The organism is Acinetobacter sp. NIOH-H-8 (genome assembly GCF_046635365.1).
Lineage (GTDB): Bacteria > Pseudomonadota > Gammaproteobacteria > Pseudomonadales > Moraxellaceae > Acinetobacter.
Window position 1 is genome coordinate 20,364 of record NZ_JBHDVN010000010.1, and the last position, 23,459, is coordinate 43,822.

Sequence of the window (23,459 nt, forward strand, 5' to 3'; positions counted from 1 at the left end):
TTTGAGTAGTCAAATAGCTTTGCACACTCAAGACGAGGTCACAATCAAAGCTACTTAAAGGTTAAAAAACCGCGCTGAAAGCTCACTAAAAAAACGACACTTTGTTACAAGATTTAAGAATATAGGGGTAGATTGTGTAATTATTAGGCAAATAAAGAGGGTAAGATATACTTCATATACATGGCTTGTTAAGCTCGCAAAACCCCCGATTTTGATCTTAAAAGCACGTGTAGCATGGTAAAGAAGCAGCGTAAGTCGAAGAATTCAATTTTTCAATTTTTTAATGAAAATAGCGTGAAAGTGATCCTGGCAATGGTCGCTTCCGGGAGTTTTGCGATTGCGTTTGGCCAGGAAAAAATCAGTCAGTGGATTTCTCTGCCGTCTACATCGAATTCGAGCTGTCTGGAACAGTTTTACCGGGACATCCCGCCTTACTTAATGAAAGACAGCCTGAAAAAAGACAGTTATTCACTGTGTTTTAATGGCTTTAATGTGGGTTATTCTGGGGTATCCAAAACGCCACTATGGGTGGCGGAGGCCTTAACACCGAAGCGTCTGAGCCAGAAAATTCCACGTGAAGACAACTTCCATGAAGAAACACGACTAAATGCTGCTCATCGTGCGACTTTGGCTGACTACCGGGGTTCAGGCTATGACCGAGGCCATATGGCGCCAAATGCGGATATGCCAAATAAAGCTGCACAGTCTGACAGTTTCTCGCTGGCCAATATGGTCCCGCAGGCACCAAAGAACAATCAGCAGGTCTGGCGCGAGCTGGAAGAAGCGACCCGAGCAATTGTGACCAAGCAGAAGCAGGACGTGTATGTAGTGACCGGGCCAGTCTTTGCTGCCAAAAAGCTGAAAACTATTGGCAAGGGTGTAATTGTACCAACTGCCGTGTATAAAGCGATCTACATGCCGAAAACTGGTGCCATTGGTGCCTACTATGCACCTAATGATAATTCGCTCAAGGTTCGCATTGTCAGTGTCTGCTATCTGGAAGAGCAGCTTGGCATTAACCTGTTTCCTCAGTTAACTGAAGAACAGAAACGCAATACCTATCATCTGCCACTGACTGCAAATGCTGTGAAGGCCAACCAGAAAATTGCCTATTCGAATTGGGATGCAGAAAGCCAGTGTGCTGAAGATGTGCCTAAAGAAGATCTGGAAAAACTGCAGCGTGAGTTCAAACCGTCGGCTTCAAGTTCGGCCAGTACAAGCAATACCAGCTCATCAGTTAATAAGAACGGGATCGATCATGATACCCAGGACACGATTGTTAAACAGCTGATTGAGGCCTTACTGCAATACATCCTGCAGCTGCTGAAATAGTGAAAAGGAGCTTGCTGTAAAAAGCAGGCTTCAGGTAGCATGCTGAAGACAGGTGAGTAAAAATAATAAAACAGAGTATAAATTAATGTTTAAAGCATTTGAAAATGGAACCGAATCGCATGCGATTCATGATCTGACAGTTGAGAATGATCTGGACTGTGTCAGTCTGTATGGCAATCTGCAAATTACCAAAGACCAGGCTGGTCTCAAGGCAGCCAAAGTCTTGCAGGCACTGTTAAATGATATTGTGCAGCAGCTCGAAGAAACACCGGATCTGCCAGAAAAAATTGAACGCAATGATGCAGATGAAATTGAAAATCCATTTTTATAGAAATTTCTTAAAATCACTATTCCGGCTAGAAAAAAGCTTCTTTAATGAGGAGCTTTTTTATTTTATTCAAATTTTTAAATCTGATGTGGGACATTAATCTCTGCAGTAGCAGGATAGTCCAGAAATTTTTCCTGCACCTGGGTTTCCAGGTATTCTGAGCGCCATTGTTGTGGGGTCTGAGCCGTCCACTGCTTGAAGGCACGCTGAAATGCGCTCTGCTCAGAATAGCCAAGCAGCATGCTGATTTCCTGCAGACTCAGATGAGGGTCTTTCAGATATTGCATGGCCATCATGCAGCGGATTTCCTGCATACGCTGCTGATAGGTCTGACCCTGTTTTTGCAGGTAACGTTGTAGCTGACGTACAGAAAAATTCATCTGTTTGGCGATATGTTCAATCTGGAACATATTTTTCTGCAGACCCACCAGAATCGCCTGTTGCAAGCGCTGATCAATCTGGGTGGAGTTCGGAAGTTTTTCCAGCACCGCTTCTGCCTGTTGCATCAGTAATTTCTGTAAGGTCTGATCACCTTTCTTTAAAGGCGTAGACATTTCACTCACAGGAATCAATACCTGATTTTTGGCCTGTCCAAAACGGACCTTGCAGCGGAAATACTGTTCATAGACCGCAATATTTTTATTGACCGGATGTTGAAAATGGACTTCATGCAGATGCAGTTGATGCTGGTCAAGAATGCTTGAGCGAATAAATTCTGTCATGAGCGCGATAGCAATCTCATCTGTGAGTTGCGTACTCACTTTAAACGGAATCTCGCTCCAGGAAATAGACAGGTAATCTCGATCCAGACTGACCTGTAAAGGACTGCCATCATAGATCAGGCGATGATAGTCATGATAACGCATAAAGGCTTCGCCCAGCGTTTCACTGGATAATGCCAGATAGCCAATAATACCCAGATGTTTGGCCTGCACCAGTTGCGCGATTTCCAGGCCGAGTGCTGGCCGCTGCAACTCCTGATCCAGCTGGCTGAGCAGATCGCGCCAGAGAATATAATCAAAACGCTCCAGGTTCTGGATCGCAAATAATTTCTTGGGGATGTCCAGTTGTTTGAGCTGGTAATAGTCCAAAAGCAAATGTCCTAAACCACCATATACCGAACCGACATAATCTTGGGGAACGTGCATTTTTTAATTCTTTTGTTCTGTCGTTTTTTGTCAATGATATTGAAATTATCGGTCAATATCTAGCCCTTTGTTTGACCTATAGTGTAAACAAACAGGGAGGAAAAGATCATGTGGAAAGGCTTTCTAGCAGGACTGGTCGTAGCCAATGGCTTTGAATGGTTTGCGCATAAATATGTGCTGCATGGTACGCATCGAGCAGGGCAGACGCGTTATAGCCCAGTGCCGGACAGCATGCGTTCACATTGGGAACATCATCGTGAAGTTCGCAAGACCAGATTTTCTGATTATGCCTATGTGGAAGGTTTGAAAAACTGGCGAATCCGCAATGAAATCGGTTCACTGGCCGTCGCAGCAAGCGTATTCGGGCTGGCTTTTTATCCCTTGTCCAAAGGTATGTTTTTGGCCACGCTGTATAGTGCAGGCAATTATTTCTATATGCATCGGCGAGCACATCTGGAGCCAGAATGGGCCAGAAAAAAAATTCCTTGGCATTATGATCACCATATGAATAGTAACCAAGACGCCAACTGGTGTGTAACCAAGCCCTGGTTTGATTATTTGATGGGAACCCGGGTGATTTCCTCAGCAGATTTACAGGAAAAAAATCCCCTTGGTATTGTCTTGCCGGAACAGATCTCTATGCGCTTAACCCACTTAACCCAGCGTTATTTCCCGGCTAAATGGGCTAAAGATCGTGATTAAATAACTTAAATTTCGAGTAATTTGCCACATAAAATGTTAACCATTTCTCACTTTGGTTAACCCTGTCGTGATTTGTCAATAAATTCTGCATATATTGTCAATATTGTGCTCAGGATTTCACCTATATTTGCGTCTGTTGATGATTGAAAGTCTTATCAACCTGCATACAGATTGAGTTATATTGTAAATGTCAAAGATACCAAGTGCTGTAGTTCTTCTTGGTTTTTATAGGGAGTCGCAAGACTCCTTTTTTTTGTCCAGAATTTAAATGATTTCTAAGAATAATGCATAAAAAAAGAGCGTAATATTCACGCTCTTTTTCATTTGAAGGCTGTCGTTTAAAGACGCATTTCAATACCTTGAGCAGCTAGATAAGCCTTGGCCTCAGGAATGGTATGCTGGCCAAAGTGGAAAATAGAGGCGGCAAGTACTGCATCGGCACCACCATGGATAATCCCGTCAGCCAGATGCTGCAAGTTGCCTACGCCACCAGAGGCAATCGTTGGTACAGTGACGCGGTCATTGATAGCACGCATGAGTGGAATGTCATAACCTGCTTTGGTGCCATCGGCATCCATAGAGGTAATTAACAGTTCGCCTGCGCCGTAGCTGGCCATTTTTTCTGCCCATTCCAGGGCATCAATGCCGGTCGGTTTGCGTCCGCCGTGGGTAAAGATTTCCCATTTATTCTCGCCAGTTTTTTTGGCATCAATCGCTACCACGATACATTGCGCGCCAAAACGCTGTGAGGCTTCCTGTACAAACTCAGGGTTGAAGACGGCTGCCGAGTTGATGCTGACTTTATCCGCACCTGCATTTAATAGTAGACGAATATCTTCGACTTTACGCACGCCACCGCCTACGGTAAGCGGTACGAATACAGATTCAGCCATACGCTCAACGGTACGGTAAGTGGTGTCGCGTCCATGATGTGTAGCGGTAATATCAAGGAAAGTAATTTCATCGGCACCTTGTTCATTATAACGGCGTGCCACTTCTACCGGGTCACCCGCATCACGAATATCAAGGAACTGAACACCCTTGACTACGCGACCGTTGTCGACGTCCAGACAAGGAATAATACGTTTAGCTAGCATAAATTTTTCCAATTATTACAGCCGATTATGAAACTCACCCACGCAAGCGCTACACCTTGGTAGATGGAAACGGTATTCTAGCAAAAATATGTAAGTTTTTTCGCAGGTTTTCTATGTCGGTTTATACCACTTTGACTTTAAAGGAAGTTCAGGATTTCGCAGCACCTTATGGACTTGAGGTGATTGATCTGATTCCCATTCAAGGAGGTATCCAGAATACGAACTATTTTCTGGTCTGCGAAAACCAGCAATATGTGCTGACCGTTTTTGAAGATATGGATGAACAGGCCGCCGGAGAACTGGTGCCGGTCTTGCAGCATCTGGGTCAGGCAGGTCTCGCCGTACCGGTGCCTTTATCCCACTCAGGCAAAGCCATTCACACACTAAAAAATAAACCGGCACAAATTGCGCCACGCATGATGGGCGAGCATCCAATGCCATCTACCGTCGCACAGGCGGAAGCGATTGCCATTGCTCAGGCCAAAATGCATGTGGCATTGAAAGATTTTAAACTTGAGCGTGCCTTTGTCCGTGACCATGCCTACTGGTATAACGTAGCACAGGAAATTAAACCGAGCCTGAACGCAGCAGATAAAGTCTTACTGGGTAAACTTCTGGGCCTGTATGAAGCTTTAACCGCAGTATATCCGGATCGTCCACGTGGCTTTATCCATTCGGATCTGTTCCGTGACAATACCCTGTTTGAGGGTGACCAACTGAAAGGTATTCTGGACTTTTACGAGCTGAATAAAGATGAATTCCTGTTTGATATTGCAATTACTTTAAATGACTTCTGTACCAATTATCCGGAAGTTACTTTAAATGAAGAAAAGGCCAATGCCTTTTTAAAAGCCTATGAAACTGTGCGTCCATTGACTGAGGATGAAAAATCATGTCTGGAGCTTTACCTGGCAATGGCTGCGGGCCGTTTCTGGATGATGCGTTTACAAGTGGCACAGAAAAATGCGGCTGAAGGCCGCACCGGTGAAGATATTCTGCAAAAAAATCCGGAAGAGATGCGTAACATGCTGATTGAACGTTTAAAATTCGTAACAGTTTAAATTTAAAATAAACAGGAACAGGCAAAATGCGCGATCAGGGACGTTTAGTAGAATGGTTTGATGACAAAGGCTATGGCTTTATTCAGCCGAATGATCCAACCAAAGATCGCGTGTTTTTGCATATCAAGGATTTTGCCCGTCCCGGTCCACGGCCAATTGTCGGCTGTGCGCTGCATTATCTGGTGATTCTGGACGAGCAGGGCCGTTATCGTGCCCAGCAGGTTATGTACCTGAAAGCATCACAAACCAAAACGGCAAAAGTAAAAACTAAAATATCAGGCCGAAGCCAGCAAGAAAAATTGCAGCCGATGCAGGTTGCTTCTGTGGCCTATATTCTGGTACTGGCGGGACTCAGTTTAGCCGGCTTATTGAGTGGAATGATCCTGTTGCTGGTGAGCCTGATGAATGTCCTCAGTTACTGGCTATATGCCCAGGATAAGGAAGCGGCACAACTGGGCAATCGTCGTATTCCGGAAAATACCCTGCATCTGGTGGCTTTTCTGGGAGGGTGGCCGGCAGCCTGGCTGGCACAGCAAAAATTACGTCATAAAACACAAAAACAACCCTTCCGGCAAATTTATTTTTGTACTATAGCTTTTAACATCATTTTGATTATATGGCTGATTTCTCCCTTTAACAGCCTGAATATCTAGAAACAACCACAGGAGCGTAGATGAACTATTCAATTGATAAAGACTCAAATCGCACGCTAACCCTGATTCTTTATATCTTATATATCGTGGCCATTTTTAGTGGTGGCTTGCTGGCAGTGATTGCACTGATTATTAACTATGTGAAGCGCTCGGATGTACGAGGTTCGATTTTTGAAAGTCACTTTACCTGGCAAATCCGCAGTTTCTGGTGGTATCTATTCTGGAATATTGTAGCCTTTGTGCCATTCCTATTCCTGTTCTTTACCCATGAAGATCCGGACCTGTTTGCAGGGGTTGCTTTTGGTGCATCCACTTTCTGTCTGGTTGTGGTCTTTGTTTCCTGGATCTGGATTGTCTATCGCGCGATTCGCGGCATTATGCGTCTGAATGACAATCGACCGATGTATACCAAATAAGATTAGCTATATTTCTCTAGATAAAAAACTCCCCCTTTTTTAAGAGGGGGAGTTCATAAGCTTAGGAAAGATCTTCCTTCAACTCTTCTATTTTTTCTTTTCTGAAAAACTTGAGTTTCCACTCACTGGCAATCACCCCAAGTACCACCATCAATCCGCCTAGAAGTGCCAGCGCAGGCAAACGTTCTCCCGCCATACGTCCAAATAAACTTGCCCAGATCGGTTCACCGGCATAAATGATCGCAGCTTGAGAAGGATCTACCATTTCCTGCGCCCAGTTCATCACTAGCTGAATACAGGCACTGGCGATACCGATACCGACCAAAATACCTGCCAGATGCCAGTGGAAGCCAGGTAACTGAGATTCACCCAGTATCGGTGCCATCAGAAAACAAAATAGCGAGGCAAAAATGAGTTGTAGCACGGTGACACGCCGGGTATTCACCTTCGGAGCAAAATGACTGATAAAAATAATCTCAAGCGCAATGGCAATCGAGCCGAGCAAAGTCAGCGCCTGACCAAAATTCAGCTGGATGGCACCAAAGCCATTACCGGTTAAAAACACCAGACCGAGAAAGGCAAACAGGGCACCGACCCAGGTCATGAAATATGGTTTTTTACGGAACAGTAGCCACAGCAGTAGAGGCACTAAGGGAACATACAGCGCAGTCAGAAAGGCCGATTCACTGCTACTAATCGTTTGCAAGCCCACCGTTTGGGTTCCATAACCGATTGCAATTACAGCCCCGATGATGGCACCCGCTGCCACTTCTTTAAGTGTCATGCCTTTCAAGTGCTTCAGCGACAGCATAGTTACGGCAATTGCCGCCGCTGCAAAGCGTAATCCGACAAAGATCACCGGACTACTGAAACTCAGGCCATATTGTACAGTGATAAAGCTGCCACCCCAGATGATGGTAATCAGGATCAGAGCAAGTTGAGGAACTTTAGTTCTCCAGATAGAGGGAGTTTGGGAAACGGATGTTGACATGGGAGAGAGGATCAAAAAAATTGAACAATAAAAAAAGAGGTCCACAGACCTCTTTTTCAGCAGATGCTATTATAGCGCTTCTTGTTCATCCAGCAATAATTGTGCTTCACGCAGATTTAAAGTGCCTTCATAGATCGCACGACCGGTAATCGCACCTAAAATGCCAGGCTGATCTTTCAGATTACGCACGTCATCCATATTGGTTACGCCACCTGAAGCAATCACAGGCAGACCTGAATATTGTGCCAGATGTACGGTTTGCTCGATGTTGACACCCTGCATCATGCCATCACGGGCAATATCGGTATAAACAATACTAGACACGCCAGCATCCGCAAAACGTTTTGCCAGATCAGTCGCTTTTACATCAGTCACATTCGCCCAGCCATCCGTTGCTACCATGCCGTTCATGGCATCGATACCCACAATAATATGGCCTGCAAATTTTTTGCATGCTTCTTCCACAAATTCAGGATTTTGCACTGCTTTTGTACCAATAATCACAAAAGATACACCTGCTTCCAGATAATGCTCGATAGTTTCCAGTGAGCGGATTCCGCCACCAATCTGGATAGGCAATTCTGGCTGTGATTTGGCAATGGCTTCTACCACTGGCTTATGAATCGGTGTACCTGCGAAAGCACCATTTAAATCTACTAAATGCAAGCGGCGAGCGCCTTCATTTACCCAATGCTGTGCTGTTGCCACCGGATCGTCAGAAAATACGGTATCGTCTTCCATACGACCTTGTTTTAAACGGACACATTTGCCATCTTTCAGGTCAATTGCAGGGATGATCAGCATGCTTTCGCTCCTTGCTTAATCTTTAGAATGAATTTCAGTGAGTTCATCTTAGCAAATAAAGTCGAAATTTCTAACTCTTAAACGGTATGAAAAAAGAAAACCTGTCTGAAGATATGTTGGAGTGACAGGATTTTATTCTTCAATTTTTTTATTCTTTGCAATACTCCTGATGGAGTCTGATATCAAAATGATATTTCGCTAGAAAACTGATCTTCTGTTTGTTCAAATTTTTGAATGCGGGCGAATTTTCAATTTTAGTGAAGTATTGGGAACTTCCTTAGGACCCAAGCCACGGTGCAGCAATTCTTCAAAGACCAGTAAAGGTGCATAGGCATCTGCAGCCGCATATTCAATCTGTGCCTGACTGAGATGTTTTTTCGCCCAGTTCGATGTCGTAACCCGTTTCGATTTAGGAAAATTCACCTGAAATAGCAAAGCCATCGCATTTTTTAATCCAAGAGGATTTTTAATGCCGAACGCACCAAAGCACTTTGACAGTTCAATGACACTATTCAGCTCAATGCCTCTTTTACGGAAGAGATGCGCATCATTTTTCAGGCCAAAACCAACTTTAATCTGGTCACGATTGGCAAAAATCGGTTTCAGAAAATCCCAAATGGCAGTATTCATTTGAAACAGGTAGGCCTTTTCCAGAGTGGCCAGCTGAATCAGATGCGGACCAGTGGACACTTCACCGACCTTGAAGGTCGGTTTGGACTCAGTGTCCAGACCAAAGACCGCGATCTGCTCAAGTTCTTCGCGTAGAGCTTCACATTGCTGAATACTGTTAATCACCACAATATTTTCAGGCGCGATATTTTGAAAAGGTGGAAAAGTCGCTATTGCCTCTTTACTCGGCAGAATATCGTTAAGCTGGGTATCCATGATTAAAGCATCTTCCATTGATGAATATTCAGGTTGAATAGAGCATACCTTAGAGAAGGAAGCTTGGATGTGAATTATTTTTCAAAAATAAACTTTTAAGCTGTAGCCCATAAAAAAGCCCGCATGATGCGAGCTTTTTGAATGTATTGGATTAGATATTCCAATCCACAAAGTTTTTTAGCAATTGAAGGCCTGCAGTATGGCTCTTTTCCGGATGGAACTGGGTCGCAAACAGGTTGTCTTTATGCAGGGCAGTACAGAAATCAATACCATAGTTACAGGTCGCTGCCACGATGCTTGGATCTTGTGGTTCCACATAGTAACTGTGTACGAAATAGAAACGTGCATCCTGAGCAATGTCTTTCCACATCGGATGGCTTGGATCGGCCTGATGTACCTGGTTCCAGCCCATATGCGGTACTTTTAAACCTGCCATTTCCGGGAAGTGTTTGACTTCACCGGCAAAAATGCCCAGTGCATCCGCACCGCCATTTTCTTCGGAACGTTGCATCAGGGCCTGCATGCCGACACAGATGGCCAATACCGGTTTGTTGAACACGGCATTACGTACGACTTCATCAATTCCGGCTTCATGCATGCCTTGCATACAGTCACGCATTGCACCCACACCCGGAAAAACGATTTTGTCGGCTTGAGCGATCAGTTTTGGATCATTGGTTACATCTACCGTTGCACCGACGTGTTCAAGTGCTTTGGCTGCTGAGTGTAGGTTTCCCATGCCATAGTCAAGAAGGGCAATACGGGTCATTACAAGGTACCTTTGGTTGAAGCAACAGTATTCGCAGCACGTGGATCAACTTCACATGCCATACGCAGTGCACGGGCAAATGCCTTAAATACACTTTCGATCTGGTGGTGACTGTTTTTACCTTTCAGGTTGTCAATGTGTACAGTCATCAGCGAATGGTTGACAAAGCCCTGGAAAAACTCAGAGAACAGGTCTACATCAAAACGGCCAATCATGGCGCGGGTAAATGGAATGTCCATAAACAGACCCGGACGGCCAGACAGATCCACCACGACACGGCTTAAAGATTCATCAAGCGGCGCATAGAAGTGTCCATAACGACGTAGGCCTTTTTTATCACCCAAAGCCTGAGCGAACGCTTGACCTAAGGTAATACCACAGTCTTCTACGGTATGATGGTCATCAATTTCCAGATCTCCGTCACAATGAATATCAATATCGAACAGACCATGTCGCTTGATTTGATCAATCATATGATCTAAAAATGGAATACCAGTGTTTAAAGTGCCTTGACCAGTACCATCGAGGTTCAAACGAACTCGAATTTTGGTTTCGTTGGTATTTCTTACCACTTCACTGATACGATCTGTCATAGACACGTTCCTCAAATACGTCAAAATGATTGATGTAGAAAATATTTTCGCCGTGACGACGTCACCGCATATTAGATTGCTCAGGAGGGTTTATCAATGCCTATTACCGTACATGCTTATACTTCTCTAGAAAACGACGAAGTGCGCAGCCAGCTTGAGCGACTGTATGACACTAGCCCTGAATTTAGTGATGGGGCAGATGCCATTGAACATCTAGAGCAAAACCTTGCACAGTATACCTTACTTTATACCGCAGAATTTAACACCAAAATCATCGGCGCCATCTGGTGCACGGGACAAGGCGAAAGCCGAACCCTGGAAAATATTGTGGTGCATCCGGCCAACCGTGGACGCGGGGTTGCAGAAAGGCTGGTGAGTGAGGCATGCCGTATGGAAGAGGAAAAAGGAGTAAAAGCATTCGTACCGGGATGCGGTGCCATTCACCGTTGTCTGGCAAATCTTGAAAAAATTTAGATACAGATAAATTCCAAGCAGCCTTCGGGCTGCTTTTTTTATAAATACCGGATTCAATTTGTTTTATTAGTCAGGTATTTGCTGAGAATAGTGAAAATATTGCTGTATAAGCATGTAAATCGATGGAAAAGTAAACATTTGATGATTTTTATACGTTATGTACTTGACGATTAAGAGCTGAAACTGTTTAATACGCGACATCGGCGTGATAGCTCAGTTGGTAGAGCAACGGATTGAAAATCCGTGTGTCCCCAGTTCGATCCTGGGTCTCGCCACCATATTCAAAACGATTTTAAAGTTTTCAATCCCTGATCCCATCAGGGATTTTTTTTAGGCCAAAATTCAGACACTCAATCTTTTTTTTCATAATTTCGATTGACTAATGTGTCTAGATACGGCTTAATACACCGCATCGGCGTGATAGCTCAGTTGGTAGAGCAACGGATTGAAAATCCGTGTGTCCCCAGTTCGATCCTGGGTCTCGCCACCATATTCGAAAAAACCTCAAACATTGTTTGAGGTTTTTTTTCGCCTGTGATTTTTGATTCAGCCTAAGAATTAACTTGTTTTGCCATTCATCTGAGCAAGAATGAGTTCTCTAAATAATCAAGGTAATCTAATAGATAATTAAATTAAATACAGACTCTAGCAACCGATGAAGGCATTCAGGTTGTGAAATTTGAAGTAGGGGAAAGCCCATGAATAGTCTAAAAACATCTTTATTTGGGGCTCTGTTAGGTACATTTAGCATAGCAGTGCATGCGGAAGAACAGAAACCGGTGCTTACCTTGCCTACGATGACCATTATGGCTGAACCTGAAATGAGTAACGAGACTGGCTATGTTCCATTTATTGAGAATGAAGCCAATCGTCTTGCTTTGCAGCATCAGGTAATCCGGGGAACCAAAGATGCAGAAAATTTCATGGTCAATCCAAATGTGCTGGCAAACCTTGATATCAAGCCGACCCAAGCTCCAGATTTGAGTTTACTGTCACCTGCACTGCAACAGTATGTGATGACCATTGCCCAGGGCTTACAATCTGGTGATCCAACCCAAGGGCTGTATACACTGCTGGAGAATGTCGGGATCGATCGTAGCAGCAGCTTGCAACCAGGACGCGGTCTTCAACTACAGATTAATCTGGACAAGGTGAATCTGGGCTTATTAGAAAACTACAACAATCCATCTCCTGTAGCGCAATTTCCAAGATCTCCTTAAAGGATGAGCCAGTAATGCAAATCAATCCCCATATTGGGGATTTTTGCTTTTTTAAATCTAACTTCTGAATAATTCATATTTTTTAGGAGCTTTGCTCCTGATGTGCTGGTTGGCTTTATGAGGGTGTAATGGATTCGATTGACCGTTTATCAAACTTAACAATAAGAAGCTGTATTACTTGTAAGATTTAATCTGACGCTTTCCCTTTTCCAACCGAGGGGTAATAAGATGAATCTCCTAAAATACATTCAAAGCTTGGGCCTGATGCTGACCTGTACTGCTTTTACTCTCCCTGTACTGAGTCATGCAGCTCCTGCTCATTCTGAAGCAACGGTACTTCCCACCTTAACTGTCATGGCAGAGCCTGAAATGCGTGCTGTGACGGAAATAACGCCTTATCAGGAAGGTGCCAGCCAGCGTAAGGCTTTGCAGATGCGCCTGATGAAAATTGAACGCGATATCCAGGCTTATAGTGTCGATGGTGATGTCGTTGCAAATATTGACATGGGGGCAGCAGCGCCTAATCCAGATCTGGACAGTCTGCCTACTGTGTTCCGGGAATATGTACTGGCAGTAGCGCAAGGCTTGCAGTCCTCAGATCCAAGAAATGGAATCTATGTGATTTTGCAACCTTTTGGCATTGACCGGAATGCCACCAATGTCCAGATCGTCAGGGAGCAGTTTGATCCGAATCGGCTTGAGCTCAGTCTGCCTTTTGGTTCGCGCTAGCACACAATCCGATGGGTCAGGCTGATCAGGTCAGTCAGTTTCGGTATAGCCAGATCACGTCATGAAGAAAGGAAGTCTGAAAACTTATTTCCTTTCTTCAGGCTTTTTACTGGATTCATTTTTTCAGTATTGAGGAAGCACGTTCACAAATGTGAAAAGCTCTATGTCTTGAATTATGCTGGAAAAATAAGCATAGTGTAAAAAATCAACAAGATCTGGATGACAGACCTGGAGCGTGTAGATGCCCCGTGTTTTTATGATTATCGCTGGAGTGGTACTGGCAATTTTGATCTGGTTATTTTATCAAAATTCTGTAGAGCAGAAACAGCAGGCCGATTTGCAAGAATATGAAACGGTACTGGAAGAAAAAACCCGATCTATTTTGCAACAGGCACAGGATTGGTCTAAACCGATTCAGATTGATCTGGAAGATGATCGTTTGGATGGAGATTATGCCGTAATGGCCCAGTTTATTCTGGGTCAGATGCGTGATCGTGCCGAGGCTCGTAATCAGTATTTACGTGACCTCAAAGCAGCGAACTGGGATCGTTTTCTGGACATTGACCGCTTAGCCAAAGATCAGGCTCAAGACTATAAAGAAACTGAAGCCATGCTGAAGCGCGTGCATGAAATTGTCGATAGCTATGAACAGACAATTCAGCAGCGGGCAACCCAGCAGTTAGAGCAGGTGAAACAGCTGGATATTAAAAACCGTTATCGTCAGCAGCTGGCAGATAATCTGAAAGCCAATCAGCAGCAGGATAATGCCCATGCAATTTTTGAAATTGAAAAACAGAGTCTGGCCAAAGCAGACCAGTTATTTCTGGTGCTGAAAAACAATAAATGGGAAAAGAAAAATCAGACCTTTATGTTCTATGAAGATGCACCCTTAAAGCAATTCAATAAGCTGTATCAGGAAATAGTGCAGCTCAACCAGCAAATGACTCAAGTCGATCAGCAGGCACTTAAAGAAGCAGAGAACAAACTCTAAGCATAAAGATCTTATGGCTTCTTATGCCCTAAATTGTATGATGTTTTCTTGCTAGATCGATTAGTCCTGCTGCATTGCTTACATCAAAGATGTACCAGTTCTCATTGGTAATAGAACCAGCTATGCTTGAGAAAAATGAATATCCAGAAGCATGCTTGCAGACGGAAAGCGAGAAGAGGGAGCACAATCTTTTATGCAACAATTGAAATGTTATAAAGAATTTCCGGTCTGGACGCAGCAAGCTATCCCACAAGGGTTCAAGCAGCCACACAATACCAAAGCAGGCACTTGGGCAAAGCTGACCGTTCTTAAAGGTGAGCTGCATTTTGCCATGCTGGATCCGTCAGGTCATATACAGTCTGAACATGTATTTACGCCAGAGCAGCAACCGCCGTTCATTGAGCCACAGGTCTGGCATAAGATCGTTGCGGCTAGTGAAGATGCAGAATGTCAGCTGCGTTTTTACTGCAAACCTGAGGATTACTTCACTAAGAAATATCAGCTAAGCCCGACCCATTCGGAAATTCTGGCGGCTATGCCGTATTTAAAGGGTGGTCGTGCGCTGGATGTCGGTTGTGGTTCAGGCCGCAATTCGTTGTATTTGAGTCAGAACAGTTTTGAAGTCGACGCCTGGGATGTGAATGAAAATAGTCTACAGACCTTAAGACAGATCATTCAGAATGAAGAAATCGGGAATATTCAGGTTCAGCAACGGGATTTAAATCTTGACCCCAGTATTCAGGGTCAATATGACTTCATTTGCTGTACAGTGGTGATGATGTTCCTGCAGGCCGATACCATTCCACCACTTATTGCACAGATGCAGCAGGCGACAGTGCCGGGCGGTTATAACCTGATTGTCTGTGCGATGGATACCGATGATATTCCGGTACAGCCAGACTTTCCGTTTAGTTTTAAGCCGGGACAGCTTAGTGCCTATTATGAAGGCTGGAATCTGGTGAAATATAATGAAAATGTCGGTGAATTACACCGAGTAGATGAGCAGGGCAACCGGATCAAGCAGCATTTTGCGACTATGCTAGCCCGAAAGGTCTAATAAGAGATTTATAGGTCTTTATATTTTTGACTTTAAATCTGAAAGAGCCAAAAAACAAAAAAAAGATGTCACTCGGACATCTTTTTTTATGGATTTAAAATATCTTAAGCAGATTTTTTAAACCAAGAGAACCACCCTTTTTTCTCGGCTTTTACAGCTGCTTCGGCAGGTGCTGCTTTTACTTCTTCAGCTTTTGCTACAGTTGCTTCTTTTACTTCAGCAGTTTTTACAGCTGCATCAGTTTTCACGGCTTCTACTTTAGAATCCGCTACTTTTTTCATATCTGCAGGTGCAGCTTTTGCAGCTTCTACTTTTTGAGCCGCTTCAGTTTTTGCTGCTTCTTTAGTTTGAGCAGCTTGTTGTTGAGTTGCTTCTACTTTAGCGACAGCCGCTTGTTTCTCAGCAGTAGCTTTGGCAGCAGAGTCTTGTGCTTTAACAGTCGCAGTCGCTACTTTTGCTTGTGCAGGCGCAGTTGCTTGTTGAGCAGTTTGAGCGGCAACAGTTTTTGCTTGTTCTTTCATTGCAGCAACAGGAGAAACTGTTGCAGAAGCCATAGCAGAAGCTGAAGTTGCAACGATTGCAGTTGCTAGAAGTGTTTTAAGCATTTTCATGCATAACCCCATAAATAAAGGAGAGAAATGTGGGGTTATGATGCGCCTGTCAAATATAAGTGGCTGATGGATAAGTTTTTATTGGTTGAATATTCAACTAAATTTACAAAGGGATAACATTCTTTTAAATAAAAAACCCTGTTATTAAACAGGGTTTTTTATTTATTTCTATTTTAAAGACCCAAAGGTTTTAGCATATTTGGTGTCGTTACGCTAACTGGGCCGGTCTGATAAAGTTTTCCATCGAATTTTTGATGCTTAGACCATAAAATTTGTTTCTTATCCAAATCAACATAAGAAAGTACATAGTATTGGCCTTCTGTAGGTACTGGATCATCTGCTACAACTACACCCATTGTTAAAACTGCGAAAGCAGCTGTGCCGGCAATATTACCAATCCGTTTTCCTAAAGAAGGCTGTTGTCCTAAGACCTGGATGACCAGAACCTTAGATGTGCCTAACACAGGCTTGAGATGGTCAGTTAGGCGATCTGTAATATCAATATCTACAGGTTGATAGTTATTGCTTAACGCATAACGCCCATGGCTGGCTTTAAAACTCTTTTGAAGCAGCAGTTGGATACTTGCACCATCCAGATCAGTAATTGCAGGTTGGTTGGCTGCCAAAACAGGATAAGTGCCTAAATATTCAGGTTGCGACTCTAAAGTATTACGTTTTTTATAAGTCTGAATGGTACGCTTTTCAAAGAAACCGCGATGTGTTGGCTGGAAGGTTTTGGTCACTTGAACCGCATTCTGGTTTAACTGTTTTACCAATGATTGAGATATTGCTTCGGCAGTACGATTAGATTGATCCAGTAAAATATGACTGTCACCAAGTTCTTTACGTAGTAGGCAGGCATCTGTCAAGATAGCCACAGGTTGGGTTCTAAATTCTTTTTGAATTCTTGCAAAGTAATCAGATTGTGGTGCTTTTGGTGTGCTGGCACATCCTACCAAGCTTAGACTCAGAACTGTAAATGCTAAATATTTTTTCATAATTATTTTAAATTTATATTTAATATTCAACTTTATCATAAATAAGGCTATGTGTATTTTACAAAACTTTGAATGAATAGTTCGCAATAAAGAAACCCCGCAATAAGCGGGGTTTTCTGTCTCGAATTATTTAAGAATTAAACACGTTCGATAATGGTCGCGATACCTTGACCAAGACCGATACACATCGTTGCAAGACCGATTTGAGTATCTTGCTGTTCCATGATGTTCAGTAGGGAAGTGGTAATACGCGCACCAGAACAGCCCAATGGGTGACCCAATGCAATCGCACCACCGCTCAAGTTCACGATGTCCTGTTTCTCGTATAGACCTAAGCCTTTAAGAACAGACAGACCTTGTGCGGCAAACGCTTCGTTTAACTCTACAGTTTGCATGTCTTCAATGGTCAGACCAGCACGTTTCAATGCTTTTTGAGTTGCTGGAACAGGGCCATAACCCATGATCGCAGCATCACAACCTGCAACCGCCATAGAACGGATCACAGCACGTGGTTTCAAACCAAGCGCTTGAGCACGTTCAGCAGACATTAACAGCATTGCAGATGCGCCATCAGACAATGCTGAAGATGTTGCAGCAGTCACTGTACCGCCTTTAGGATCGAATACTGGACGCAAAGCACGGAAAGTTTCAATGTTGGCATCCGGACGGATCACTTCATCGATATCGCACAGAACTTTGTAACCGTCAGCATTATGACCTTCAATGCCTACGATCTCGTTCTGGAACAGACCATTTTCAGTTGCAGCCCAGGCACGGCGGTGAGATTCAACACCAAACGCATCCTGTTCTTCACGAGTAATGCCGTTCATGCGACCCAGCATTTCAGCCGTCAGGCCCATCATGTTTGATGCTTTTGCATAGTGCTTAGATGCAGCAGGGTTCAGGTCGATGCCGTGCATCATACCTACGTGGCCCATATGCTCTACACCACCGATGATGAAGATATCACCCTGGTTAGTCGCAATCTGTGCAGCCGCAGTGTGGATTGCCTGCATAGAAGAACCACACAGACGGTTAACCGTTTGACCTGCAACAGTCTTAGGAAGGTCAGCTAACAATGCGATGTTACGCGCAATGTTCATCCCTTGTTCCAGAGTCTGGTTCACACAGCCCCAGATCACATCTTCAACTTCATTCGGGTCGAATTCGTTACGAACCATCAACGCACGGATAAGTTCAGCTGACATGCTGTCGGCACGTACATTGCGGAACATACCGTTTTTCGATTTGCCCATGGCAGTACGTACGCCATCAACAATCACAACGTCACGTGGATTTAAAGTAGCCATTCACGTCACTCCTTAACCGTAGAATTTTTTGTTGTTAGCAGCCATGTCGCGCAATGATTGCGGCGCTTCATAAGCCTTACCTAAGTGCGCGTATTTGTCGCAAAGTGCAACATACTCAGCTACACCAGTCTGGTCGATATAACGGCATGGACCACCACGGAATGGAGGGAAGCCTACACCCATGATCATCGCCATATCTGCTTCAGCCGGAGTTGCAACAATGTTGTCTTCCAGGCAACGAACAGTTTCGTTACAGAAAGCCAGCATCATACGGTCAATGATCTCTTGAGGATCAAATTCACGTTTTTCAGCAGTTGCAACAGATGCCACAAGTTCGTATGCGGTTGGATCAACCACTTTGGCTTTTTTGCCTTTACGGTCAAGTTCGTATTTATAGAAACCAACGTCATTCTTTTGACCCAGACGGTTGTTTTCGTACATCACTTGGATTGAACCTTTGAAATCAGGTTTCATACGATCCGGGAAGCCTTCAGCCATCACTTCTGCACCGTGAACGCCAGTATCGATACCAACCACGTCCATCAGGTAAGCAGGACCCATAGGCCAGCCGAATTTTTCCATCACTTTGTCGATTTGCTGGAAGTCAGCACCATCTTTCAGTAACAGGTCAAATGCACCGAAGTAAGGGAACAGTACGCGGTTTACCAGGAAGCCCGGGCAGTCATTCACTACGATTGGTGTTTTACCCATTTTCTGAGCAAGCACAACAGTCGTTGCAATCGCTTCAGCAGAAGTCTTCTCACCACGAATCACTTCTACCAATGGCATCATGTGTACCGGGTTAAAGAAGTGCATACCCACGAAGTTTTCAGGACGTTCCAGATTTTCAGCCAGACGCGTAATTGAAATCGTAGATGTGTTCGACGCAATAATCGTGTTTTCACGTACTTTAGATTCAGTTTCTTTCAGTACGATACCTTTCACTTTCGGGTTTTCAGTTACTGCTTCGATCACGATGTCGACTTCTTTAAACTCGTCATAGCTTAAAGTAGGACGGATGCGAGCAAGGGTTTCACCCATTTGCGCCGGCTTCATCTTCTTGCGTTCAACCTGCTTGGTCAGCAGTTTGTTTGCTTCAGACATACCCAGTGCAAGTTGCTGGTTACCGATGTCTTTCATGATGATTGGAGTGCCTTTGCTTGCCGCCTGGTAAGCAATACCACCACCCATGATCCCTGCGCCTAGAACGGCAGCCTGGTTCACTGGATGTGCACCCTGTTCATATTTCTTAGAAGTTTTCTTCACCACCTGGTCGTTCAGGAACAGACCGATTAACGCACCTGCTTGTGGAGTTACCGCAGCTTTCGCAAAGCCTTGAGCTTCAACTTTTAACGCTTCATCGCGGTGTAAGCTTGCACCTGCCTGAAGAGAATCAAGCAATAGTTTTGGCGCTGGGTATTGAGCAGGGTTTGCTTTTGCAAGAACCGCACCTTTCGCCGTATTGAACGCCATCATTTGCTCAAGCATGTTCAGCTTGATTGGATCCAGTTTTTCCTGGCGTTTTGCCTGCCAGTCTAAACGGCCATGGATCGCCTGTTTCACCAGGTCAATCGCAGCATCTTTCAGTTTGTCTGCAGCCACAACCGCATCAACAGCACCATCTTTCAGTGCAGCAGCCGGTTTCTTCGGAGTAGCCATGGCCATCCATTCAACTGCATTGTCGATACCGATCAGACGGCTTAAACGAACCGTACCACCGAAACCCGGGAAGATACCAAGTTTGATTTCAGGCAGGCCGACTTGCGCCTGTTCTGACATCACACGGTAGTCACAGACTAAGCACATCTCGAAACCGCCACCCAGTGCCATACCGTTAATCGCGGCAACTTTAGGAATGTCCAGGTCTTCGAAGCTGTTAAAAATTTCATGAACTGGTAGTGCCCAGTCAACAATTGCCTGTTCGCCTTGAGCAAAGTTATCGCCGAACTCAGTAATGTCAGCACCTACAATAAATGTAGACTTGCCTGAAGTCACGATTAAACCCTGAATGTCAGCAGCGGAAACTGCGTCGATCGCAGCCTTGAAATCTTCAATCGTTGCACGGTTGAATTTGTTAACCGACTCACCTTGTAAGTCAAAGCGGAATTCTGCAATTCCGTCCTCAAGCATTTGGACGGTAATGGCATTGCCAGCGTGGATCATGCCCTGATCTCCTTTATTTTGGAGGACTTCTAAGTTGATGTTGTGAAGCAAGCGCGCATTTCCCGCGCACTTTTTTACTTCGCTAATCTTACGATAACTATATCCAAAAAGAACAACACAAGTTGTATCAAGCCGTGACGCAAGGGTCATCAATTTTCATCGCTCAATCAAGGTGTTGTCATATCTGGAATACAGTGAACCGTTATCGCAGTGTAATGAAGTTATTGTTTCAATTTCACTTTTTTATTGCTGTTGCGCTGTTTTTATAACGCAAATTGACCAGATAGGGAATGTTTGCTGTGTGGTGTTTTGGTCAAAATAGTCAATTGAGATTCAAATCATCCGATATGGATGTAAGAAAATGTATGCAACGCTGTGTTCTACAAGCGGGTAGGGAGAGCAAAAGCAGCTTTGTTATAATGCGGCCCAGATGTGACTTTTTTATTTTTCCCTGTTCTTTTTGGGGCTAGGATTTTTTGGGTATTGATATGCTTAAGTGGATTATTTTGGCCATCTTTGTCATCTCAGCGTTATATATTCAGCGACGTGGCACAGTTCGGCATTCTTTTTATCGCCAGTTTTTTGACCATTCGACCCTGTTTGCACCGATCAATTTTCTGATGTACGCCTTTTCACGCGTACCGAATCAGCCTTATATCGATACGCAGCATTTTAAAGACCTAAAAGTGCTGGATGAAAACTGGGAAATGATTCGTGACGAAGCACAGGCACTCTATCAGAAAGGCGGGATCAAGGCTTCGAGCAAATATGATGACCTGGGGTTTAACTCATTTTTTAAGACTGGCTGGAAACGCTTCTATTTAAAATGGTATGACTCGGCGCATCCCTCTGCAGCAGAACTCTGCCCAAAAACTACTGCCTTGCTCAAAACCTTGCCCACCATTAAAGCCGCCATGTTTACCGAGCTGGCACCCGATAGTCGTCTGGTCCGTCATCGTGACCCGTATGCCGGTTCATTGCGTTATCACTTGGGCTTAATGACCCCGAATGATGACCGCTGCTTTATCGATGTCGATGGCCAGCGTTATTCCTGGCGTGACGGCGAGAGCGTGGTATTTGATGAAACTTATATCCACTATGCCGAAAACAAGACTGACCAGAACCGGATCATTTTCTTTGCTGATGTCGAGCGACCTTTAAAAACCCGCTGGATGGAACGCTTTAATCACTGGTTTGGCAAAAAAGTAATGACGGCGGCCAGTTCACCGAATGAAGTCGGAGATCAGACCGGTGGCTTAAACAAGGCCTTTGGTTATGTTTATCAACTCCGGGTCAAGGCTAAGGCTTTAAAAGCACAAAACCGCCAGCTGTACTATTTCCTGAAATGGTTCCTGATGCTGGGTATTTTCTTCCTGATCTTTGTTCGTCCTTATCTGTTTGTCTAAGCTGCAACATAAAAAAATAAAACGCCCACATGGGCGTTTTTTATTGCTTGCAGAGATTCACCACATCATCCTGATTTTGTGTAAGATAAAACAAAATAGGGGGAAGATGATGCGTGTATTTCGTTCCAAAAAAGACTGGTGGCTGCTGGCATTCTTGATCTGTATGAGTGGTTTGTTATTGCAATTGCTACTGACCATGCAGGCCAAAGGGACGATGGCTCAATATCCGGTGCATACCGCAGTTTATATACTCACAATCCTCTTGGTCTGGTGGCCGGTTTGGAGTACCCGTTATATCGTCCAGGATGGGCAGTTGATTATCAAAAGCTTGTGGCTGACCTGGCAAATTCCGCTCAGTTCAATTCAGAATATCGAGCCTACAGATCACTCAGAAATTGCACCTGCTTTGTCTTTCAAGCGTTTAAAAGTTAGCTATACATTGGCAGATCAGCAAAAATATATCCTGATTTCACCTAAAGACCCGGATGCATTGATTCAGGCGATTCAAGCGCATCAAACAGTTTAATTGGAATCGGATGATTGAGACTGAACTAGCAATTGTCCATCAATACAGTCCAGATGGAGTTGTAGCTGTTCTGGATGGTTCAGGAAATAAATCGCTAAGATTGGTTCCAGTTCAGTCCGTATTTTTCGGCCCAGATGACGGGCGCCATAACGGATGTCATGACCCTGATAAAAATGGGCCTTGGCTGCATCAGTGAGGTGAATCTGTCGTTTCTGATGTTGCAGACGTTGATTTAATTTATCCAGTTCAATCTCAACCAGTCGTGGCAGGGCATCATTTTGGACAGCCTGATAGTGCAAGGTACGGTCAATCCGGTTTAAAAATTCAGGATCGAACTTGCGCTGCATGACTTTTTCAATGATCTGCTGGGTCGGTACTTTTTTCAGACATAGTTGCTGCACTTTTTGCGGCAAATAGCTGAGTTTTTCCAGATATTGTTGCGCGGCCTGTGCACCGACATTACTGGTCATAAAAATCATGCAGTTACGAAAATCGATGGTTTTGGTACCAGCAGTCAACATCAGTCGACCGGTATCTAGTACATTCATCAGGCCACGAATTACTTCAGTACTGGCTTTTTCCAGTTCATCGAACAGTATGATGCCGGGACGGGATGGCTTCCGGCAATAGCGGTTTCATCAAACAGGCTATGGCCCTCTTTAGAGCCCACATAACCCGGAGGCGCGCCAGTCAGGGCAGCTGCATAATGTTCCTGCGCCAAAGTATTCATATCAATCCGGCAGAAAGCATCAGGACGGCCATAAATTGCTTCGGCAATCAGACGCACGGTCTCGGTTTTGCCGACACCGGTCGGGCCAAGCATTAAGGTAACCGAAAGCGGACGTTCAGGACTGGAAAAGTCAGCCTTGACCACATGCAGCATTTTTTCAATTTCATTTAAGGCGGCATCCTGACCGATGATCCGTTCCCGTAGCAACTGCATCACAGCTAGAGGTTCAAAATGAAAACGCGGTTTCCCAATTAAACGGTCACGCTCAGACTGGCTATGGCTAGAAGTGGCAGGTTGCACAACATGAATACCGGATTGGGAACTTGTCATCTTGGATCATCTCGAGATTGAACCTGTCGAGCATAGCAAAGTTAGTTCAGGCGACTTATAGCTTTTAGCAATCAGACCATATTGGGTTGCTTATAAATACGGCGGTCTGGGCATAACCTGTTTCACTTTCGATGA

At 44.4% G+C, this 23,459-nt stretch carries 24 protein-coding genes, 2 tRNA genes and 1 pseudogene; 15 read left to right on the forward strand and 12 right to left on the reverse strand.

From position 1 onward, the window contains the following. Positions 1 to 234 precede the first annotated feature (234 nt). Together ACEWB7_RS06220 and ACEWB7_RS06225 are read left to right on the forward strand one after the other, a co-directional pair. Positions 235 to 1,332, forward strand: coding sequence for a DNA/RNA non-specific endonuclease (locus tag ACEWB7_RS06220; protein WP_312316472.1), 1,098 nt, complete (start codon positions 235 to 237; stop codon positions 1,330 to 1,332). Between the two features lie 85 nt (positions 1,333 to 1,417). Then, the gene (locus tag ACEWB7_RS06225) at positions 1,418 to 1,663 is read left to right on the forward strand and encodes a hypothetical protein (protein WP_004781584.1); all 246 of its coding nucleotides are present in this window, start codon (positions 1,418 to 1,420) and stop codon (positions 1,661 to 1,663) included. A gap of 74 nt (positions 1,664 to 1,737) precedes the next feature. Here the strand turns inward: ACEWB7_RS06225 and ACEWB7_RS06230 are convergent, their stop codons facing one another. Beyond that, positions 1,738 to 2,808: an AraC family transcriptional regulator gene (locus tag ACEWB7_RS06230; protein ID WP_214001689.1), complete on the reverse strand. Its 1,071-nt coding sequence runs from the start codon at positions 2,806 to 2,808 to the stop codon at positions 1,738 to 1,740. A gap of 108 nt (positions 2,809 to 2,916) precedes the next feature. Between ACEWB7_RS06230 and ACEWB7_RS06235 the strand changes: the two genes are divergently transcribed. Beyond that, a complete protein-coding gene (locus ACEWB7_RS06235) occupies positions 2,917 to 3,510 on the forward strand; it encodes a hypothetical protein (protein ID WP_179991945.1) in 594 nt (197 codons plus the stop codon). Positions 3,511 to 3,848: 338 nt separating this feature from the next. On the opposite strand, the gene hisF is transcribed toward ACEWB7_RS06235, so the two are convergent. Beyond that, the gene (hisF, locus tag ACEWB7_RS06240; protein WP_004781588.1) at positions 3,849 to 4,607 is read right to left on the reverse strand and encodes an imidazole glycerol phosphate synthase subunit HisF; all 759 of its coding nucleotides are present in this window, start codon (positions 4,605 to 4,607) and stop codon (positions 3,849 to 3,851) included. Positions 4,608 to 4,720: 113 nt separating this feature from the next. Between hisF and ACEWB7_RS06245 the strand changes: the two genes are divergently transcribed. From ACEWB7_RS06245 to ACEWB7_RS06255, 3 genes are read left to right on the forward strand one after another with little or no spacing between them, the layout of a single operon-like run. Further along, positions 4,721 to 5,668 (forward strand): homoserine kinase, encoded by a 948-nt coding sequence (locus ACEWB7_RS06245; protein WP_180057556.1) that lies wholly within the window; start codon positions 4,721 to 4,723, stop codon positions 5,666 to 5,668. Between the two features lie 26 nt (positions 5,669 to 5,694). Continuing rightward, the gene (locus ACEWB7_RS06250; protein WP_312316461.1) at positions 5,695 to 6,321 is read left to right on the forward strand and encodes a DUF1294 domain-containing protein; all 627 of its coding nucleotides are present in this window, start codon (positions 5,695 to 5,697) and stop codon (positions 6,319 to 6,321) included. Positions 6,322 to 6,341: 20 nt separating this feature from the next. Continuing rightward, a complete protein-coding gene (locus ACEWB7_RS06255) occupies positions 6,342 to 6,737 on the forward strand; it encodes a DUF4870 family protein (protein ID WP_004781593.1) in 396 nt (131 codons plus the stop codon). A 61-nt stretch (positions 6,738 to 6,798) separates the two neighbouring features. Here the strand turns inward: ACEWB7_RS06255 and ACEWB7_RS06260 are convergent, their stop codons facing one another. From ACEWB7_RS06260 to hisB, 5 genes are all read right to left on the reverse strand, one after another. Then, complete coding sequence (locus ACEWB7_RS06260) at positions 6,799 to 7,728, reverse strand: DMT family transporter (RefSeq protein ID WP_312316458.1); 930 nt, start codon at positions 7,726 to 7,728, stop codon at positions 6,799 to 6,801. A gap of 69 nt (positions 7,729 to 7,797) precedes the next feature. Beyond that, positions 7,798 to 8,532, reverse strand: a complete 735-nt coding sequence (hisA, locus tag ACEWB7_RS06265) for a 1-(5-phosphoribosyl)-5-[(5-phosphoribosylamino)methylideneamino]imidazole-4-carboxamide isomerase (protein ID WP_005232592.1) — start codon at positions 8,530 to 8,532, stop codon at positions 7,798 to 7,800. 222 nt (positions 8,533 to 8,754) lie between these two features. After that, positions 8,755 to 9,435: a 3'-5' exonuclease gene (locus tag ACEWB7_RS06270; protein ID WP_376745836.1), complete on the reverse strand. Its 681-nt coding sequence runs from the start codon at positions 9,433 to 9,435 to the stop codon at positions 8,755 to 8,757. A gap of 133 nt (positions 9,436 to 9,568) precedes the next feature. Beyond that, positions 9,569 to 10,186, reverse strand: coding sequence for an imidazole glycerol phosphate synthase subunit HisH (hisH, locus tag ACEWB7_RS06275; RefSeq protein ID WP_004781601.1), 618 nt, complete (start codon positions 10,184 to 10,186; stop codon positions 9,569 to 9,571). Continuing rightward, positions 10,186 to 10,779 (reverse strand): imidazoleglycerol-phosphate dehydratase HisB, encoded by a 594-nt coding sequence (gene hisB, locus ACEWB7_RS06280; RefSeq protein WP_005232589.1) that lies wholly within the window; start codon positions 10,777 to 10,779, stop codon positions 10,186 to 10,188. Before hisB ends, hisH begins: the two co-directional genes overlap by 1 nt. 96 nt (positions 10,780 to 10,875) lie before the next feature. On the opposite strand from hisB, the gene ACEWB7_RS06285 reads away from it, so the two are divergent. The 7 genes from ACEWB7_RS06285 to tehB all read left to right on the forward strand — a co-directional run bounded on the left by ACEWB7_RS06285 (position 10,876) and on the right by tehB (position 15,250). Beyond that, the gene (locus ACEWB7_RS06285; protein WP_004781604.1) at positions 10,876 to 11,253 is read left to right on the forward strand and encodes a GNAT family N-acetyltransferase; all 378 of its coding nucleotides are present in this window, start codon (positions 10,876 to 10,878) and stop codon (positions 11,251 to 11,253) included. Positions 11,254 to 11,455: 202 nt separating this feature from the next. Then, positions 11,456 to 11,531 (forward strand) — tRNA-Phe (locus ACEWB7_RS06290). 136 nt (positions 11,532 to 11,667) lie between these two features. Then, positions 11,668 to 11,743 (forward strand) — tRNA-Phe (locus tag ACEWB7_RS06295). A gap of 208 nt (positions 11,744 to 11,951) precedes the next feature. Next, entirely contained in the window at positions 11,952 to 12,473 is a 522-nt protein-coding gene (locus ACEWB7_RS06300; RefSeq protein WP_180159202.1) for a hypothetical protein, read from the forward strand. Positions 12,474 to 12,701: 228 nt separating this feature from the next. Further along, positions 12,702 to 13,202, forward strand: coding sequence for a hypothetical protein (locus tag ACEWB7_RS06305; protein WP_312316454.1), 501 nt, complete (start codon positions 12,702 to 12,704; stop codon positions 13,200 to 13,202). Positions 13,203 to 13,443: 241 nt separating this feature from the next. Then, positions 13,444 to 14,193 (forward strand): hypothetical protein, encoded by a 750-nt coding sequence (locus ACEWB7_RS06310; RefSeq protein WP_411580515.1) that lies wholly within the window; start codon positions 13,444 to 13,446, stop codon positions 14,191 to 14,193. 193 nt (positions 14,194 to 14,386) lie between these two features. Beyond that, positions 14,387 to 15,250, forward strand: coding sequence for an SAM-dependent methyltransferase TehB (tehB, locus tag ACEWB7_RS06315; protein ID WP_312316448.1), 864 nt, complete (start codon positions 14,387 to 14,389; stop codon positions 15,248 to 15,250). Positions 15,251 to 15,354: 104 nt separating this feature from the next. Here the strand turns inward: tehB and ACEWB7_RS06320 are convergent, their stop codons facing one another. The 4 genes from ACEWB7_RS06320 to fadB form a co-directional block, all read right to left on the reverse strand. Beyond that, the gene (locus tag ACEWB7_RS06320; protein WP_159123721.1) at positions 15,355 to 15,861 is read right to left on the reverse strand and encodes a hypothetical protein; all 507 of its coding nucleotides are present in this window, start codon (positions 15,859 to 15,861) and stop codon (positions 15,355 to 15,357) included. Between the two features lie 173 nt (positions 15,862 to 16,034). Further along, entirely contained in the window at positions 16,035 to 16,859 is an 825-nt protein-coding gene (locus tag ACEWB7_RS06325; RefSeq protein ID WP_312316444.1) for a hypothetical protein, read from the reverse strand. Between the two features lie 137 nt (positions 16,860 to 16,996). Further along, positions 16,997 to 18,169 carry an acetyl-CoA C-acyltransferase FadA gene (fadA, locus tag ACEWB7_RS06330; RefSeq protein ID WP_180002512.1) on the reverse strand — a complete coding sequence of 391 codons (1,173 nt, stop codon included), beginning with the start codon at positions 18,167 to 18,169 and terminating at the stop codon, positions 16,997 to 16,999. A 12-nt stretch (positions 18,170 to 18,181) separates the two neighbouring features. Next, entirely contained in the window at positions 18,182 to 20,332 is a 2,151-nt protein-coding gene (gene fadB / locus ACEWB7_RS06335) for a fatty acid oxidation complex subunit alpha FadB (protein ID WP_005232577.1), read from the reverse strand. A gap of 488 nt (positions 20,333 to 20,820) precedes the next feature. Between fadB and lpxO the strand changes: the two genes are divergently transcribed. Both lpxO and ACEWB7_RS06345 read left to right on the forward strand, forming a co-directional pair. Then, complete coding sequence (gene lpxO / locus ACEWB7_RS06340) at positions 20,821 to 21,738, forward strand: lipid A hydroxylase LpxO (RefSeq protein WP_312308513.1); 918 nt, start codon at positions 20,821 to 20,823, stop codon at positions 21,736 to 21,738. 109 nt (positions 21,739 to 21,847) lie between these two features. Beyond that, positions 21,848 to 22,264, forward strand: a complete 417-nt coding sequence (locus ACEWB7_RS06345; RefSeq protein ID WP_312308545.1) for a PH domain-containing protein — start codon at positions 21,848 to 21,850, stop codon at positions 22,262 to 22,264. On the opposite strand, the pseudogene ACEWB7_RS06350 reads toward ACEWB7_RS06345, so the two are convergent. Then, positions 22,261 to 23,324, reverse strand: a pseudogene (locus tag ACEWB7_RS06350) (AAA family ATPase). The gene ACEWB7_RS06345 and the pseudogene ACEWB7_RS06350 sit on opposite strands and share 4 nt — an antisense overlap. Positions 23,325 to 23,459 lie beyond the last annotated feature (135 nt).